18 protein-coding genes are annotated in these 14,939 nt (G+C 44.4%); 13 read left to right on the forward strand and 5 right to left on the reverse strand.

The annotated features are described in order from the left end of the window. On the forward strand, positions 1-445 hold a 445-nt coding region (locus A3739_RS22495; RefSeq protein ID WP_231877132.1), incomplete at its 5' end, for an enoyl-CoA hydratase-related protein. A gap of 8 nt (positions 446-453) precedes the next feature. On the opposite strand, the gene A3739_RS22500 is transcribed toward A3739_RS22495, so the two are convergent. Continuing rightward, positions 454-2,277: a long-chain-acyl-CoA synthetase gene (locus tag A3739_RS22500; protein ID WP_068481729.1), complete on the reverse strand. Its 1,824-nt coding sequence runs from the start codon at positions 2,275-2,277 to the stop codon at positions 454-456. 33 nt (positions 2,278-2,310) lie between these two features. After that, positions 2,311-2,589, reverse strand: coding sequence for a polyhydroxyalkanoic acid system family protein (locus tag A3739_RS22505; protein WP_068479568.1), 279 nt, complete (start codon positions 2,587-2,589; stop codon positions 2,311-2,313). 151 nt (positions 2,590-2,740) lie between these two features. On the opposite strand from A3739_RS22505, the gene ubiE reads away from it, so the two are divergent. The 8 genes from ubiE to A3739_RS22545 are packed head-to-tail and all read left to right on the forward strand — an operon-like array spanning position 2,741 to position 8,196. Then, a complete protein-coding gene (gene ubiE / locus A3739_RS22510) occupies positions 2,741-3,514 on the forward strand; it encodes a bifunctional demethylmenaquinone methyltransferase/2-methoxy-6-polyprenyl-1,4-benzoquinol methylase UbiE (RefSeq protein WP_068479572.1) in 774 nt (257 codons plus the stop codon). Further along, the gene (locus A3739_RS22515) at positions 3,514-4,143 is read left to right on the forward strand and encodes an SCP2 domain-containing protein (protein ID WP_068481732.1); all 630 of its coding nucleotides are present in this window, start codon (positions 3,514-3,516) and stop codon (positions 4,141-4,143) included. The genes ubiE and A3739_RS22515 overlap by 1 nt, the downstream gene beginning before the upstream one ends. A 1-nt stretch (position 4,144) precedes the next feature. Next, positions 4,145-5,785, forward strand: coding sequence for a ubiquinone biosynthesis regulatory protein kinase UbiB (ubiB, locus tag A3739_RS22520; RefSeq protein ID WP_068502857.1), 1,641 nt, complete (start codon positions 4,145-4,147; stop codon positions 5,783-5,785). Between the two features lie 17 nt (positions 5,786-5,802). Further along, positions 5,803-6,138, forward strand: a complete 336-nt coding sequence (locus A3739_RS22525) for a phosphoribosyl-ATP diphosphatase (RefSeq protein WP_068481737.1) — start codon at positions 5,803-5,805, stop codon at positions 6,136-6,138. A 1-nt stretch (position 6,139) separates the two neighbouring features. Beyond that, on the forward strand, positions 6,140-6,361 hold the full coding sequence (gene tatA / locus A3739_RS22530) for a Sec-independent protein translocase subunit TatA (protein WP_068481740.1): 222 nt from the start codon (positions 6,140-6,142) through the stop codon (positions 6,359-6,361). A 10-nt stretch (positions 6,362-6,371) separates the two neighbouring features. Continuing rightward, entirely contained in the window at positions 6,372-6,707 is a 336-nt protein-coding gene (tatB, locus tag A3739_RS22535; protein ID WP_068481743.1) for a Sec-independent protein translocase protein TatB, read from the forward strand. Further along, positions 6,704-7,474: a twin-arginine translocase subunit TatC gene (tatC, locus tag A3739_RS22540; RefSeq protein WP_068481754.1), complete on the forward strand. Its 771-nt coding sequence runs from the start codon at positions 6,704-6,706 to the stop codon at positions 7,472-7,474. Before tatB ends, tatC begins: the two co-directional genes overlap by 4 nt. Positions 7,475-7,476: 2 nt before the next feature. Continuing rightward, on the forward strand, positions 7,477-8,196 hold the full coding sequence (locus A3739_RS22545; RefSeq protein WP_068481772.1) for a 16S rRNA (uracil(1498)-N(3))-methyltransferase: 720 nt from the start codon (positions 7,477-7,479) through the stop codon (positions 8,194-8,196). Between the two features lie 23 nt (positions 8,197-8,219). Here the strand turns inward: A3739_RS22545 and nhaA are convergent, their stop codons facing one another. Both nhaA and A3739_RS22555 read right to left on the reverse strand, forming a co-directional pair. Continuing rightward, positions 8,220-9,422 carry a Na+/H+ antiporter NhaA gene (gene nhaA / locus A3739_RS22550; RefSeq protein ID WP_231876682.1) on the reverse strand — a complete coding sequence of 401 codons (1,203 nt, stop codon included), beginning with the start codon at positions 9,420-9,422 and terminating at the stop codon, positions 8,220-8,222. 208 nt (positions 9,423-9,630) lie between these two features. Next, positions 9,631-9,990, reverse strand: a complete 360-nt coding sequence (locus A3739_RS22555) for a hypothetical protein (RefSeq protein WP_068502861.1) — start codon at positions 9,988-9,990, stop codon at positions 9,631-9,633. Between the two features lie 216 nt (positions 9,991-10,206). On the opposite strand from A3739_RS22555, the gene A3739_RS22560 reads away from it, so the two are divergent. After that, on the forward strand, positions 10,207-10,527 hold the full coding sequence (locus A3739_RS22560; RefSeq protein ID WP_068481778.1) for a hypothetical protein: 321 nt from the start codon (positions 10,207-10,209) through the stop codon (positions 10,525-10,527). Here the strand turns inward: A3739_RS22560 and nhaR are convergent. Then, positions 10,502-11,425: a transcriptional activator NhaR gene (gene nhaR / locus A3739_RS22565; RefSeq protein WP_068476073.1), complete on the reverse strand. Its 924-nt coding sequence runs from the start codon at positions 11,423-11,425 to the stop codon at positions 10,502-10,504. The two genes, A3739_RS22560 and nhaR, sit on opposite strands and share 26 nt — an antisense overlap. 270 nt (positions 11,426-11,695) lie before the next feature. On the opposite strand from nhaR, the gene A3739_RS22570 reads away from it, so the two are divergent. The 3 genes from A3739_RS22570 (at position 11,696) to A3739_RS22580 (ending at position 14,937) form a co-directional block, all read left to right on the forward strand. Beyond that, entirely contained in the window at positions 11,696-12,154 is a 459-nt protein-coding gene (locus A3739_RS22570; RefSeq protein ID WP_068481781.1) for a winged helix-turn-helix transcriptional regulator, read from the forward strand. Positions 12,155-12,333: 179 nt separating this feature from the next. Continuing rightward, positions 12,334-13,470 carry an alanine dehydrogenase gene (gene ald, locus A3739_RS22575; protein WP_068478120.1) on the forward strand — a complete coding sequence of 379 codons (1,137 nt, stop codon included), beginning with the start codon at positions 12,334-12,336 and terminating at the stop codon, positions 13,468-13,470. Positions 13,471-13,635: 165 nt separating this feature from the next. Continuing rightward, on the forward strand, positions 13,636-14,937 hold the full coding sequence (locus A3739_RS22580; RefSeq protein WP_068502863.1) for an FAD-binding oxidoreductase: 1,302 nt from the start codon (positions 13,636-13,638) through the stop codon (positions 14,935-14,937). The last annotated feature ends 2 nt before the right edge of the window (positions 14,938-14,939 follow it).

The following is a 14,939-nucleotide window of genomic DNA, read 5'->3' on the forward strand; positions in this document are numbered from 1 at the left end:
AATAGCGCTTGGAGCAGACTTTCGCTACACATCTAAGAACTGCACATTTTCGATCATGGAGACGAAATGGGGACTCATACCAGATATGGGCGGCTCGATCGCATTAAGAGAGCTTTGCTCGATCGATAAGGCAAAAGAATTAACGATGACGGCAGAAGTATTTGATGCCCAAAAAGCAGCTGAGTACAACCTCGTGACGCGCATATGCGATGACCCAATGGCGGAAGCAACTGCTTTCTTGAAAGAGATTGCAAACAAATCGCCAGATGCCATCAGCTTAACCAAGAAGCTCTATAACGGCGCATGGCTATCAACCATTCGCCAAGCTTTGAATCTCGAAACAAAACTGCAACGAAAACTGATTGGCCGTCACAATCAAAAAATCGCTGGTGCGGTTTATAGCGGCGATAAATCAGCTAGCGAATATTCAGATCGCAGCCAATAAGCTTTCGCTTAGAAGCTATGCTTTGATGACATAATATCTAGGTATAGCGACTGAGTTAGCTCTTCAAAGTTGCTTTGTTTCGGTAATCGAACAAACACCTTACTACCGCAAGCCTGCGGATCATAAGCGTCTTTTTTCAGAGGCGCTTTTTTATATTTGTGCGTACCCGTTGATTCAACCTCATCAACCAAACGAATAAAGTGAGGGATCGCGTAATCTGGTACGTGTGCCTGCAGATATTCATATAGCGCTCGCCCATCAAAAGACTGCCCGCTCTCAAACCGCAAGGCTGCCATTCCTGCGCGCCCGTTAGTTTTTGGAATTTCGACACCATAGACAATCGCGTCGATGACTCCACTATATTGACCCAGAACATTTTCAACTTCTGTCGTTGATACATTCTCGCCTTTCCAACGGAAGGTATCCCCTAGACGATCGACAAACTGAGCATGTCGAAATCCTAAGTCACGCATCATGTCGCCAGTGTTAAACCAAGCATCGCCCTGCTTAAAGACATTACGCAAAATAGTTTTCTCTGTTTTTTCTGGCTCGGTATACCCATCGAAAGGAGATTTTTCATTAATTTCACCGAGCAACAATCCCGCTTCGCCTCGACTTACTTTTCTCATATAACCATTAGAAAAACGACGCGCTTCTTCTGCATCGAGGTCATATTGGACAATGGCGTAAGGAACAGGAGAGAAACCGACGGTATTGTCTAAATTGAGCACATTCATAAAGCCGACATTGCCTTCGCTCGAGCCATAAAACTCATGCACGCGATCAATATCAAAACGCTGTTTAAATTCGCGCCAAATTTCTGGCCGAAGCCCATTGCCAAACATCACACGCACTTTGTTTTCACGCTCAATATCGCTCGGAGCTTGCGCCACTAAGTACCGGCACAACTCGCCGATATAGCACAAGGCAGTCACTCCTTGCGAAACCACATCATGCCAATATTTACTTGCCGAAAACTTTCTTACCAATACTAAGGTTGCACCACTCGATACGATACTAGACCAAGCCACAACCATCGCTGTCGCGTGATAAAACGGCAAGGGAACATAAACGCGATCATCACTACGCAACTGAATACACGCTTCCCCAATTCCACCGTAGGCTTTCATATATCGCCCATTGGTTAATATGGCGGCTTTCGGTAAGCCCGTTGTGCCCGACGTGTAAAAATAACAAAGAGGATCATTCGCTCGGATGTGTTCACTATGCGGGAGGTTCTGCTCACTCTGGTTACCAGCGACTGCCATCAAATCATAGGCATTTTTAGGCGTATCATTCGTAGCTTTATCAGCGACCCATAACACACTTTGATCGCCATCAGGCAGCGCTGACTCAACAGCCATACAAGCGTCGAACAACTCTTCACCGACAATGATGCGCTTGGGCGAAACCAAACGAATACTATGTTCAAGAACATTGCCTCGCTGCGATGTATTGATCAGCGCAGCAATTGCCCCCAACTTCGCTAACGCCACAACGCATAGTAATAACTCAACACGATTTTCCATCATGACAACAATCGTATCGCCCTTTACCGTCCCTGTGCCCTCTAGATAATGCGCAATTTGATTAGCTTTGCGATTGAAGTCGCTATAACTCAAAGACTGCCCTTCAAACATCACCGCGATATTGTCTGGAAACTTTGATGCTGCCAGCTCAAAGCACGAAGCTAAATTATTAACGGGATTCTTACGCTGCTGCGCGACACGATATAAACCGCGTAATTTCTTTGGAAGGCCTCTAAAAAGCTCGGGAGAACGAACGATAAGATCACGTGCGCTTAAAGCACGCTGATTGGCTATTTGAGTCATAAGGATTCTTATTTTTGTTAGATATCGGTAGTTTTATTTTGCAGCAAACGCGTCGAGGTATTTATGCACTTCCTGCTCAATTCGTGTTTTAAACGGTCGCAAAACAAAACTAAGCTCTAAAGTTAACGCGATACTATCCGAAGCACAGTGAATTTCACCTTTCGCACCAGATCCTTTAAACGCAAGCGTCTCACCTTGCCAACCGTATTTGAGCCCAAACTTTTCAGTTAGATCTTCCGCTAAACTTTCCGCTTCTTGCTTTGCAGCGTCTAGTCCTCGGTTATGCGTTCTTTCGATGCGAATTGCGCTCATCAAAAAATCCTATTGCTGATTAGTTTTACAATTTGGCAAGTCTAACCGATATTGCACAAACCCAGAACAATCTAATTGGTTTTCAAGATAGTCTTCGAGCTCTGTGAACGATAGAATAGGTGCAGATTTAGTCTTGCAAGAGCAACTTAGCGTGAAAGAAACCCAAGCAAACAACGACACCAATCAAAACACCACTCACTTTGGTTTTGAGAACGTCAACGTCGAAGAAAAAGCCGGCAAAGTCGCAGACGTATTTCATTCTGTCGCTACAAAATACGACATCATGAACGACTTAATGTCTTTTGGAATCCACCGTTTATGGAAACGTTTGACCATTGAGTCCTCTGGCGTACGCTCTGGTCATAAGGTACTAGACATTGCGGGGGGAACTGGAGATCTCACGATGCAGTTCTCCAAACGCGTTGGAGATCAAGGCAAAGTTGTACTCGCTGACATTAACGCCTCTATGCTCAATGTCGGACGAGACAGATTATTAGACAAAGGCTACGGCAGCAATATTGAATTTGTACAAGCGAATGCAGAATGCCTTCCCTTCCCAGATAATTACTTTAATGCCGTATCGATCGCGTTTGGCTTAAGAAATGTCACTGATAAAGATAAAGCTATCCGCTCTATGTTCCGCGTATTGAAACCGGGCGGCAGACTTTTGATATTGGAATTTTCAAAACCCACTAACACAGTGCTTAGTGATGTGTATGACAAATACTCATTCACCGCACTCCCTATGATGGGCAAGCTCATCACAAATGATAGTGAAAGCTATAAATACCTAGCTGAATCTATTCGTATGCATCCAGACCAAGAAACCTTGAAGGGTATGATGGATGAGGCAGGATTCGTTAATACGCGCTATCAAAATATGACTGGCGGCATTGTTGCTCTACACACCGGAGTAAAGGCGTAGTGAACATCTTTAGCCAACCTTTATTCCAACAGTTCGCACCTAGCGTTGAGAAAACACTCAACGCTACCTTATCTATGGATCCAGGTTCAGAACAAAAACTAAAGCCTCTTAATGGCTGTGTGCTCGAACTACGTATTAGCAATCTAAATCAATCGCTATTCATTGGCGCAAAAAACAATCGCATCTTACTTTTATCTGCAGAGCAAGCTCCAACAGTCACCATGACCGCCAGCCTGTCAGGACTATTAAAATTGGCCGCTTATAGAGACACTGCCACTCTACTGAACTCAGGCGACCTTGCGTTTACTGGTGATGCCGTACGCGCACAACAAATTCAGCGTTTTGCAGATAATTTAGATATCGACTGGGAAGGCTTGCTAGCTAACTTCATTGGCGATACACCAGCAAAATTTATCAGCAGCGGCGCAAAACAAAGCATCACCATTGCAAAGACCTTCAGCAAAAACTTCGTGAAAGACCTAGAAGAGTTCGTAAAATACGAACTTCGTTTACTTCCTTCTCGCGCATTAGCCAACAAGCAATTCGAAGCGATAGACCAACTCCGTTTGGCCGGAGATCGTCTAGAAGCAAGAGTAAGATCACTTTCGAAACGCATCAAGCGAGGTTAGTTTGGCTGCCGACTTAGGAACTAAAAAGTTAAGCAGGGCCTTCAAAATATTATGGGTGACTTGCCGTTATCGCTTAGATGACTTTCTTCCACTAACTTCGCTCCCTACCTCACTGCGATTACTGCTTATTCTGGCTCCTTGGCAGTTGTTTCCAAGACCTAAGCATTCAAAAGCCGTTCGTCTGAGATTAGCCATTGAAACTCTCGGCCCGATTTTTATTAAATTTGGGCAGCTGCTTTCAACGCGTCGTGACTTATTAGATGACGAGTTAGCCAATGAGCTGAAAAAGCTACAAGACCAAGTACCTCCCTTTAGTCAGAAAGAGTCGATTCTACTTATTGAAAAGGGTTTAGGCCGACCTGTCTCTGAGGTGTTTTCACGATTCGATGAAGACGTCATGGCCTCAGCGTCTATTGCTCAAGTGCATAGTGCGCAGTTGCCTAACGGACAGGAAGTGATTGTTAAAGTCATTCGTCCAAACATTAAGAAGACTATTCAGCAAGATTTGTCGCTCATGAAGCTATTTGCATACTTGCTTGAAGCTTTATGGAAAAACGGCAAACGCTTACGCGCTCAACAAATTGTTCTCGATTATGAAAAAACCATATTCGATGAACTTGATTTGCAACGCGAAGCAGCCAATGCCTCTCAAATCCGCCGTAACTTCTTAAACTCAGAGCTGATTTATATCCCAGAAGTATATTGGCCTTATTGCAATCAACATGTGCTCGTGATGGAACGCATATATGGCACTCCCGTTGCCGATATCGAAACGCTAAAAGCACATCATGTTGATTTAAAAGTTCTCGCTGAACGCGGTGTCGAGATTTTCTTCACACAAGTTTTTCGCGATAGTTTTTTCCATGCAGACATGCATCCCGGCAATATTTTTGTTTCAACAAAAAATCCGCAAGCAGCTCAGTATATCGCCGTCGATTTCGGCATTGTCGGTACTCTTGGCGAAGAAGACCAGAACTATCTTGCCCGCAACCTGCTCGCATTCTTCAATCGCGACTACCACGAAGTAGCACGCTTACATGTTGACTCTGGATGGGTGCCATCGACAACACGCGTGGAAGAATTTGAAGCGGCAATAAGAACAGTCTGTGAGCCCATTTTTGAACGACCGTTAAGCGAAATTTCATTTGGCCAATTCTTAGTGCGTCTTTTCCAAACCGCACAACGCTTCGATATGGAAGTACAACCTCAACTCGTTCTTTTGCAGAAAACCTTAATCAATATTGAAGGATTAGGCCGACAGCTATACCCAGATCTGGATCTATGGAGTACAGCAAAACCCTTTCTAGAACGCTGGATGCGCGATCGACTTGCACCACCAGGCGTATTCAAGCGACTACGCGAGCAATTCCCAGATTTAGTACAGCAGTCACCAGAACTACCTAAGTTAATCTACGAGACCATGGACAACCTAAGTCGTCTCGAGCCCCCAAGGGCACAAACAAGCTCATACCAAGGCGATACACAAAAACCAAACAAGAAACGTAAAGTACTTGCTTGCGTATTGATTGGCACAGGCTTAATCTCAAGCAATGCGGATTGGCTCCACATCGCGCAAACACTGTCAGCCGCCTCTGCACTAAGTATCACGCTAGGTGCCTGGCTACTGCTTACATCAAAGTAATTGGAGAATTGAATTTAATGTCTGACGTATTAAAGCAACTACAAGAAGTTTTGGATGCACGGCGTTCAGCAGATCCAGAAAGTTCATACGTCGCAAGCCTTCACAATAAGGGACTAAATAAAATTCTCGAGAAAGTTGGCGAAGAATGCACCGAAACAATTTTGGCAGCGAAAGATGCGCAAACTGATTGTAATAAACAAGATCTAATATACGAGACAGCAGACCTTTGGTTTCATACTATGGTTATGCTATCTCACTTAGACATTACGAACGAAGAAATACTAAATGAGTTGGAGCGACGCTTTAACCTCTCTGGCTTAGAAGAAAAAGCTCAACGTAAGAAGGAGTCTTAATATGGGAATCAGCCCTACTCAGCTACTGATTATTTTAGTGATTGTTGCCTTGATATTCGGCACCAAAAAACTTCGCAATATGGGCGGAGATCTTGGCGGCGCAGTAAAAGGCTTTAAAAAAGCAATGAAAGACGAAGAGCAAGCTAAACCGCTTGATAAGAAAGATGATGACGTGATCGACGTTAAAGCTGAAAAAACAAATTCAGACAATAACAAGGCATAGATAAACACCTATGTTTGATATTGGCTTTCTTGAAATTATCATCGTTGCCATTATTTCGCTGCTCGTCCTGGGGCCAGAGCGTCTTCCTAAAGCAGCCGCGACAATTGGCAAATGGATTGGCAAAGCTCGACGACTAACCAGCACACTTTCTCAAGAAATTGATCGTCAGGTAGAAATAGAAGAACTTCGAGAGCAACTTAAAAAACAAGGCAACAGCTTGGATATCAATGATGATGCAAACAAAATTCATCAGACAGTTTCGCAAGCATTAGCCGACGTTGAAAAAGAAAGCCTTAGCACCAGTCAGCCATTGGAATCTTCAACCGCACCAAGTAAAGAAGTATGAGCGACAACGATTCAAGCGCGCCTGAAAACGATCAGGCTCAACCTTTAATGGCTCACTTAATTGAGCTAAGAAATCGTATGCTTAAAGCCGTGATCGCGGTCATAGTGGTATTTCTATCTCTCTATTATTTTGCGAACGATCTTTATCAATTATTATCCGAGCCACTTCGTGCGCTGATGCCTGAAGGCACAACCATGATAGCAACAGAAGTTGCCTCGCCTTTTCTAACCCCTTTCAAGCTTACTTTCTTCGCATCGATCTTTATCGCAATGCCTTATGTGCTTTTCCAGATTTGGGGATTTATCTCTCCCGCTCTGTTCGATAAAGAAAAGCGCCTAGCAATGCCTTTATTATTCTCAAGCGTGCTGCTGTTTTATCTAGGAATGGCCTTTGCCTACTTTGTCGTATTCCCATTGGTATTTGGATTTTTTACCTCTGCAGGACCAGAAGGTGTTGCGGTGATGACTGACATCAGTCGCTATCTCGACTTCGTCATGAAGATGTTTTTCGCGTTCGGCTTTGCTTTTGAAATCCCGATTGCGATTATTATTCTCGTGTCAGTGGGGGCGACAAGCACAGCCAGCCTTTCAGAGAAGCGCCCTTACCTCGTTGTTGGCTGTTTTGTTGTGGGTATGCTTCTGACTCCACCTGACGTTATTTCTCAAACATTGCTAGCCCTTCCAATGTGGCTTTTGTTCGAAATCGGTTTACTGTTTTCAAAACTTATTGAGAAAAAACAAACAGAAAATGAGCAACTAACAAACTAGTAATGAACCTGCTCTTACTCTCTCCAAACAATATTATCGATGAGTCGACTGCCGTCATTAAAGGACGGCAGCTCGAGCATATCCACAAGACCTTGCGCGCGAAAACCGGTGATACGCTGAGCGTAGGCATTGAAAACGGTTTGATTGGGAAAGGCACATTAACCGAGCTCAATCAAGTACAAGCAAAGCTAACATTTCGCTGTACAAAGCAAGCCCCAGCACCATTACCGATCAAGCTCGTATTGGCGCTACCACGGCCTAAAATGCTTCGTCGCATCATTCAAACTGCCGTCACGATGGGAGTCAAAGACTTCACCTTTATCAATGCCTGGAAGGTAGAAAAGAGTTATTGGCAGACCCCTTGGTTAAACGAGGAATCACTGCGTGAAAATGCGCTCATCGGCTTAGAGCAAGCCAAAGATACGGTGATGCCCGTATTCAAAACAAGAAAGCTGTTCAAACCTTTTGTAGAAGACGAATTAAGCGACCTAGCGGGAAATGACCTCAAACTCATCGCACATCCGCACACTGAAACGCCGTGCCCTGTTCAATTAGATCCGAAACAGCCAGTGACCTTAGCAATTGGTCCAGAGGGAGGATTTACAAAATATGAGGTCTCGAAATTTTACGAACAACAGTTTGAGTCTGTGCATCTAGGAGATCGGATCTTAAGGACTGAAACTGCCGTCCCAGCACTACTATCAAGGCTTTACCCAGCATAAGCTGAGCAAAGCCTTAGTCCTAACTATGAGTAGCTCTGTTGTGCTCGCAGGTCTGGCACCTCTTGTTCACGACTCTTCACAATTACTATCGATCCCATCACGGCTGACAACAACGAGCCTAACAAAACTCCTAGCTTAACGCTCTCTTGATATGCTGCATCCATGCCTTCAAAAGCAAGCGACCCGATAAACAAACTCATCGTAAAACCTATGCCGCAAAGAATACACACACCATAGAGTTGTAACCAAGTCGTTCCCTTAGGAAGCGATGTAATACCTGACTTGATTGCTAACCAACACACACCAAAAATACCGATTTGTTTACCAACAAATAGCCCAAGTGCGATGCCCATCGTAACGGGATGGAACAAGTCTTCCACTCCAATACCTACCAAGTTCACACCCGCATTAGCGAACGCAAAGACAGGCAGGATGAAAAATGCGACCCATGGCTGAATGCCATGCTCCATTTGCTTGAGCATGGAATGCCCGTGCTCAGTCTTCACATTGAGAGGTATAAACCAAGCGACGATGAAACCAGCAAGCGTCGCATGCACGCCTGACTTCAATACGACCGCCCAGACAACCACACCTATGATGATATACGCAGCTTGCGCTCTCACCTTTAAACGGTTCAAGATAAACAATCCGACTAAGCCAAATCCCGCCACAGACAAAGAAAGACCTGACAAATCCGCAGAATAAAACAGAGCGATAATAACGATTGCGCCAATGTCATCGAAGATAGCCACAGACAGTAAGAACAGCTTTAAGGTTAAAGGCAAGCTCTTACCAAATAAGCTAAACAAACCCAGCGCAAAGGCAATATCGGTCGCCGAAGGAATCGCCCAACCTCTTAGCCCGACTTCATCGCCAGTATTAAAAAATACATACACTAAAGCCGGAGCAACGATCCCTGCTATTGCCGCTATACCAGGAAGAATAATTTGATCCTTCGATGACAAATGTCCTTCTAGTATTTCGCGTTTTACTTCTAGACCTATAAGGAAGAAGAACAAAGCCATGAGTCCGTCATTGATCCATAGCAACAGCGGTTTCGCTATTTCAAAGCCACCTAGTTGCAAGACAACCGGCATGTTAAGGAAGTCGCTATAGAACATGTTGATGCCCGAATTAGCCATGATAAGGGCCAATAGGGCAGCACAAATCAACAACACACCTCCAGCAGCATCATGCTGAACCATCTCTCGAAAAACTTTTGTCACAACGATCTCCATTGTTAGCTTGTTTAGCAATCCTTTATACGCATCAGTAGTACGCCGAAAAAGTCGAATATACCTCTAAATCATCGATAAATTCTGTCTATAAAAATGAATCCAAAAAAAGCGTAAAGCACGTTTAGGGAGTTGCTTTACGCTAAAGGTGGAGATGATTAATAGAGGAAGTAATTAACTTTCTCAAAGGCCTCCAAAATTAAGCTCTCAATGGTAAATACAGCGGTGCTTTAGCTTCTTGCGCTATGGTGGATTGGGCTTCGTTTCCAGTAGAAACAATCTGACGAGACACCTGAAATACGTGATATGCCTCGGGAGCATAAACATCGACTGTCGTAGCAACATGCTGACTTAATACGGGAACAGGGTCGCCAGATTTCACAATGCGAAAGGTCTCATTTACCGAAGGCGTTTCCGCCGGCAAAGGTTCTTCTACCCACAAGTAAATGGCTTTATCAACTAATACTCGCTGACAGTGAAGAACCTTGAACCCTTCCTTAGGCTTTAAGGTTGTGTCCTTGCCTTCATTCTCGAGAAGGTATTTATGTACAGTCTTCATTTACGAGTCTCCATCGTTGTGAACCGTAGGTGTCATCCTGTCATCCACGTCACTTCGAAAAAAGAAGATTTATTCGTCTCGAAAGAACGAAAAAAATGATCATAAAAGCGAACAATTATTGATCGAAGTATTCGAACTCATCGTTGATTAATAACTGATGGAAGAAGCTATTTCGCATTCAGTAGCATTGGTTAAACGCTGAAGAGGAGGCTCGTAATGCTGTACCTAAACGTGAACGAAAAAGTATTGGCATATTGGGAACGCACTATAGATCTGTATTACAACATCCATCTAGGGAGTCTTGTAGACGATATTGAGTCAGTGAATCTATTTATTGACAAACAAACGAGCGTTCAAGACACCGTATATCGCTGTGAGCTCGATGTAATACCAGCGAATGGTCAGAAGATATCTATTGCACTCGAACTTGAGAATTGTGGCGCAGCGATCGAGCAGATCTTCGCCAAAGCGAGACGCTCAATGCTGCGTAGAATACGAGGAATCAATGAGCCTAAAACAGTCGCTCAGACTGGTTGATCGAAGCTAGATTTGAACGCGCGGTTTCGGTAATCGACACCACCGCAGGATGTTTTAACTTTCGCTCCGGCGAAATCACGAAGAAGTGCTCTGATACATCAGACACTTCTCCAATTGCCTTTACCCCATACATTGTTTCAACTTGTCGACGCATAGCACTTGGCGCTGGGAAGAAGCCCGCGCCTGCCTCGCCAAAAGCTTTGAGTAATGCACTATCATCAAATTCAGCGACGATTTTCGGAGTAATGCCTTCTCGATCAAACCAATCATCGAGACTGCGACGCAAGACATGATTATTCACTGGCAACAAAACAGGCGCATTATCTAAGAATTTGGAGAATGAACCTTCGTATTGCGCGCACAGGGCGGGTGTTCCAAAAAAGGTCAAATCACTTTCGCCTAACTCATGACTGTAAGCTTTTACATTTAAGCCTGTTGGAATACTTCGATCAGACAAAATCAAATCAAGTTTATGGACGGCTAAGTCACCCAACAGCGTCTCTAGCTTTCCCTCCATACAAACGATTTTGATCGGCTGCTCAAAACTTAGAGCAGGCTCAAGAATCTTGTATGCAATTAACTTAGGTATCGAGTCTACGATCCCAACATTGAAATTAATGGGAGTGCCTGGCTGCTTACTCTTCACTCGCTGAGTCAGTTCAGACCCAAGAGAAAAGATCTCATCTGCATATTGCTCTACAACGCGTCCAGTCTCAGTAATAGCGAGTCCTCGTCCAACACGCTGAAATAAAGGTTCTCCGATACTGTCTTCGAGCACTTTTAACTGACCACTGATAGTCTGTGGCGTCAAATGGAGGATATCGGCAGCTTTCGCAACGCTACCTTCTTTCGCAACAGTCCAAAAATAAAGCAAGTGGTTGTAATTCAAATGCCGCATTGTGATCTCCACTGAATCAATAACATTGGCCGTAAGAGTAAGACAAGCCAATTGAAAGATATATTCGAATAATTAGCCGTTTAATAACGGCTATTACGAGCAATTTTTGAAATCGGATTTACAAAGAAAAACAAATTTATTGCGTCGCAGGATGTGTACGTAGCATCTTCACTTGTTAGATGTTTCAGCCATTTATTCTGCACTATATCCATTCTTTGGCATAATCATCTAAAATAGACTTCATGACCCAATGAATAAAGGAGATTAATCATGCAGCTCAGTAAGATCGACCTAAAAATATTGCGCGAATTACAAAACGATGCGCGTATTAGTTTTGCTGAACTGGCGCGGCGCGTAGGCTTGTCTAGTTCGCCATGCTTTGAACGTGTAAAAAAGCTCGAGCGCGAGGGCATCATCAAAGGTTATCACGCTCAGCTCGATCCAGAAGCCTTAGGCGCATCTCTACTAGTGTTTGTTCAAATTCGCTTGAACAGAACCAGTGACGATATTTTCAAACGCTTCAATGCTGCGGCCCAAGCACTTGAACAAGTGCAAGAGTGCTACTTAGTGTCGGGTAACTTTGACTACCTAATCAAAGCGCGAGTAAACGATATGAATGCCTACCGAATTTTTCTGGGGGAAACACTTTTAACCTTACCTGGAGTCTTAGAATCAACGTCTTATGTAGTGATGGAGCAAGTCAAAGAGACCTTAGATTTATCGATCTAATAAAATCATTACATGCTTCTCAAATTAAATAATAAAGAACATATATCCAATAAAAATATAAATAACAGACGGTTAGCCTGAAAAATTTTCTTTCAAGCTACAATTAAGAAGATAATTCTGTTCGTTCTTCTCTAACATTATTCGTATTTGAACATGACACGAATCAAGAGGGAGAGAACATGCTTATCGGTGTACCAAAAGAGATTAAAAATCACGAATACCGCGTTGGCTTAACGCCAGCGGGTGTAAAAGAGCTTATCGCAAACAACCACTCTGTTATTGTGCAAAAAAGTGCAGGCGCCGGCATTGGCTTAGAAGATGAGCAATATATTGCGGCAGGCGCACAAATTGTAGCGACTGCAGAAGATGTGTTTGCGCAAGCTGAAATGATTATCAAAGTAAAAGAGCCTCAACCACAAGAATGCGCGCTCCTTCGAGAAGATCAGCTTCTTTTCACATATCTACACCTGGCTCCAGACCCAAAGCAAACTGAACTTCTTTTAAAATCTGGCGTGACAGCAGTTGCATACGAAACAATTACCGATGACAAAGGCGGCCTACCTTTACTTGCACCAATGTCAGAAGTAGCAGGCCGCATGTCTATCCAAGCCGGCGCGCATACTCTTGAGAAAGCACAAGGCGGTAATGGCATGCTACTCGGCGGCGTTCCGGGCGTAGAACCTGCAAGTGTGGTTGTCATTGGTGGCGGAGTTGTAGGTCTAAACGCAGCTCGTATGGCTTCTGGACTTGGCGCTAACGTAACTATCCTTGACCGTAGCATTGAACGCTTGAAGCAAATTGATGACATCTACGGCTCGCAAATGAACACTGTATACAGCACCGCAGATGCAATCGAAAAACACATTAAAAACGCAGACCTAGTGGTCGGCGCCGTGCTGATTCCTGGCGCAGCAGCTCCTAAGCTCATTACCCGCGACATGCTTAAAGACATGAAGAAAGGCGCTGTCTTGGTGGATGTCGCGATTGATCAGGGCGGCTGTTTCGAAACATCAAAAGCAACAACGCATGAAAACCCTACATATGAGGTAGATGGCATTGTTCACTACTGTGTAGCGAATATGCCTGGCGGTGTCGCTAGAACCTCAACCTTTGCATTGACCAATGCGACACTTCCATACGCGATTTCATTGGCAAACAAAGGCGTACATGCGCTGACAGAAAACGCACATTTACTCGAGGGGCTTAACGTCCACAAAGGCATGGTTACTAACGAACCCGTCGCTGAAGCACTTGGATACGCTTATGTATCGCCAGCTTCTGCACTAGCGATGAAAGATATTAAGAAAAGCGCGTAGTTAAAGAAGGTCTGATTAATATTTAGGGGTCGAAAAATCGGCTCCTAAACTTCACATTTTAGTTACCCTCTCCCTCCTCAAACCGCATACAAACTATTACTTGTCACAACCTCTTAATCGTGCAAAACTGAACACATGTTGTAAAATATATCAAACGGCTTATTCATGTCTCATTCATCTCCAAATACCGAACGATGCGGCGCGTACTACACCGCTACAGTCAACCAAGAAAGCGATTACCCGAGCCTAAACCAAGCAATCGATGTTGATGTTGCGATCGTCGGCGGTGGCTTCACCGGTGTGAATACAGCACTTGAGCTCGCAGAAAAAGGCTTGAACGTTGCGTTATTAGAAGCGAACAAAATTGCTTGGGGGGCGACCGGACGTAACGGAGGTCAAGTTACCGGTAGTTTGTCTGGCGACGAAGCAATGCGTAAGCAAATGCGTAACAAACTAGGCAAAGATGTCGATGACTTTATTTGGAATCTGCGTTGGCGTGGTCATGACATCATTAAAGAACGCGTTCAAAAATATAATATCGATTGCGACCTGAAATATGGCCATTTACATGCAGCTTATAAACCAAGCCACATGAAAGAACTCCAAGCAAGTTACGACTTAGCTCTCGCAAATGGCATGGGAGACCAGGTCAAGCTTCTACTGAAGAACGATATTCCTGACTACCTAGAGACAGAGATCTATCACGGCGCGCTCTACAATAAAAAGAACATGCATCTGCATTCTCTCAATCTATGCTTGGGAGAAGCTGCTGCGGCTCAACAACTAGGCGTACAAATATTCGAGAACACACTGGTTGTGGACATCAAGCAGGGCCAACGCCCTCAAGTTATTACCGAGAATGGTGTCGTCACAGCAAATACCGTCTTGTTAGCCGGCAACGCTTATCATCGTCTTCAACGTAGCAAAATGAGTGGAAAGATCTTCCCGGCGGCAGGAGGTATTGTTGCTACTGAGCCCTTGGGCGAGTTAGCTGAGCAAATAAACCCGAAAGATCTTGCTGTGTATGATTGTCGTTTCGTGCTCGACTATTACCGCATGACAGCAGACAAACGTCTCCTATTCGGAGGTGGCGCAAATTATAGCGGCAAGCCTTCACGAGATATAGCTGCTGAATTAAGACCTGCGATTGAACGCACCTTCCCTGCCCTCAAAGGCGTTGGCATCGACTATCAGTGGAGCGGCATGATGGGCATCGTTATCAACCGCATTCCTCAGCTCGGAAAGCTATCTGAAAACGTTTTTTATGCGCAAGGCTACTCTGGACATGGTATCGCAACAAGCCACATTGTCTCCGAAATTATGGCTAATGCCATCACTGGTCATCTGCATGAATTTGATACCTTCGCTCAATGCTCTCATATCCGCGTACCGGGTTCTGAGTGGCTCGGCAATCAGTTCTTAGCCATTGGCATGTGGTACTACCTTTTGCTCGAGAAGTTCAAGTAAAA

It is taken from the genome of Oleiphilus sp. HI0067, from assembly GCF_001635735.1.

Excerpts from the sequence above, each read along its gene's own strand:
- A3739_RS22525 (WP_068481737.1), top strand. The coding sequence starts at position 5,803 with ATGTCTGACGTATTAAAGCAACTACAAGAAGTTTTGGATGCACGGCGT.
- A3739_RS22560 (WP_068481778.1), top strand. The coding sequence starts at position 10,207 with ATGCTGTACCTAAACGTGAACGAAAAAGTATTGGCATATTGGGAACGC.
- A3739_RS22545 (WP_068481772.1), top strand. The coding sequence starts at position 7,477 with ATGAACCTGCTCTTACTCTCTCCAAACAATATTATCGATGAGTCGACT.
- nhaR (WP_068476073.1), bottom strand. The coding sequence starts at position 11,425 with ATGCGGCATTTGAATTACAACCACTTGCTTTATTTTTGGACTGTTGCG.
- A3739_RS22505 (WP_068479568.1), bottom strand. The coding sequence starts at position 2,589 with ATGAGCGCAATTCGCATCGAAAGAACGCATAACCGAGGACTAGACGCT.
- A3739_RS22555 (WP_068502861.1), bottom strand. The coding sequence starts at position 9,990 with ATGAAGACTGTACATAAATACCTTCTCGAGAATGAAGGCAAGGACACA.
- A3739_RS22500 (WP_068481729.1), bottom strand. The coding sequence starts at position 2,277 with ATGACTCAAATAGCCAATCAGCGTGCTTTAAGCGCACGTGATCTTATC.
- tatB (WP_068481743.1), top strand. The coding sequence starts at position 6,372 with ATGTTTGATATTGGCTTTCTTGAAATTATCATCGTTGCCATTATTTCG.
- A3739_RS22570 (WP_068481781.1), top strand. The coding sequence starts at position 11,696 with ATGCAGCTCAGTAAGATCGACCTAAAAATATTGCGCGAATTACAAAAC.
- tatC (WP_068481754.1), top strand. The coding sequence starts at position 6,704 with ATGAGCGACAACGATTCAAGCGCGCCTGAAAACGATCAGGCTCAACCT.
- A3739_RS22580 (WP_068502863.1), top strand. The coding sequence starts at position 13,636 with ATGTCTCATTCATCTCCAAATACCGAACGATGCGGCGCGTACTACACC.
- ald (WP_068478120.1), top strand. The coding sequence starts at position 12,334 with ATGCTTATCGGTGTACCAAAAGAGATTAAAAATCACGAATACCGCGTT.
- tatA (WP_068481740.1), top strand. The coding sequence starts at position 6,140 with ATGGGAATCAGCCCTACTCAGCTACTGATTATTTTAGTGATTGTTGCC.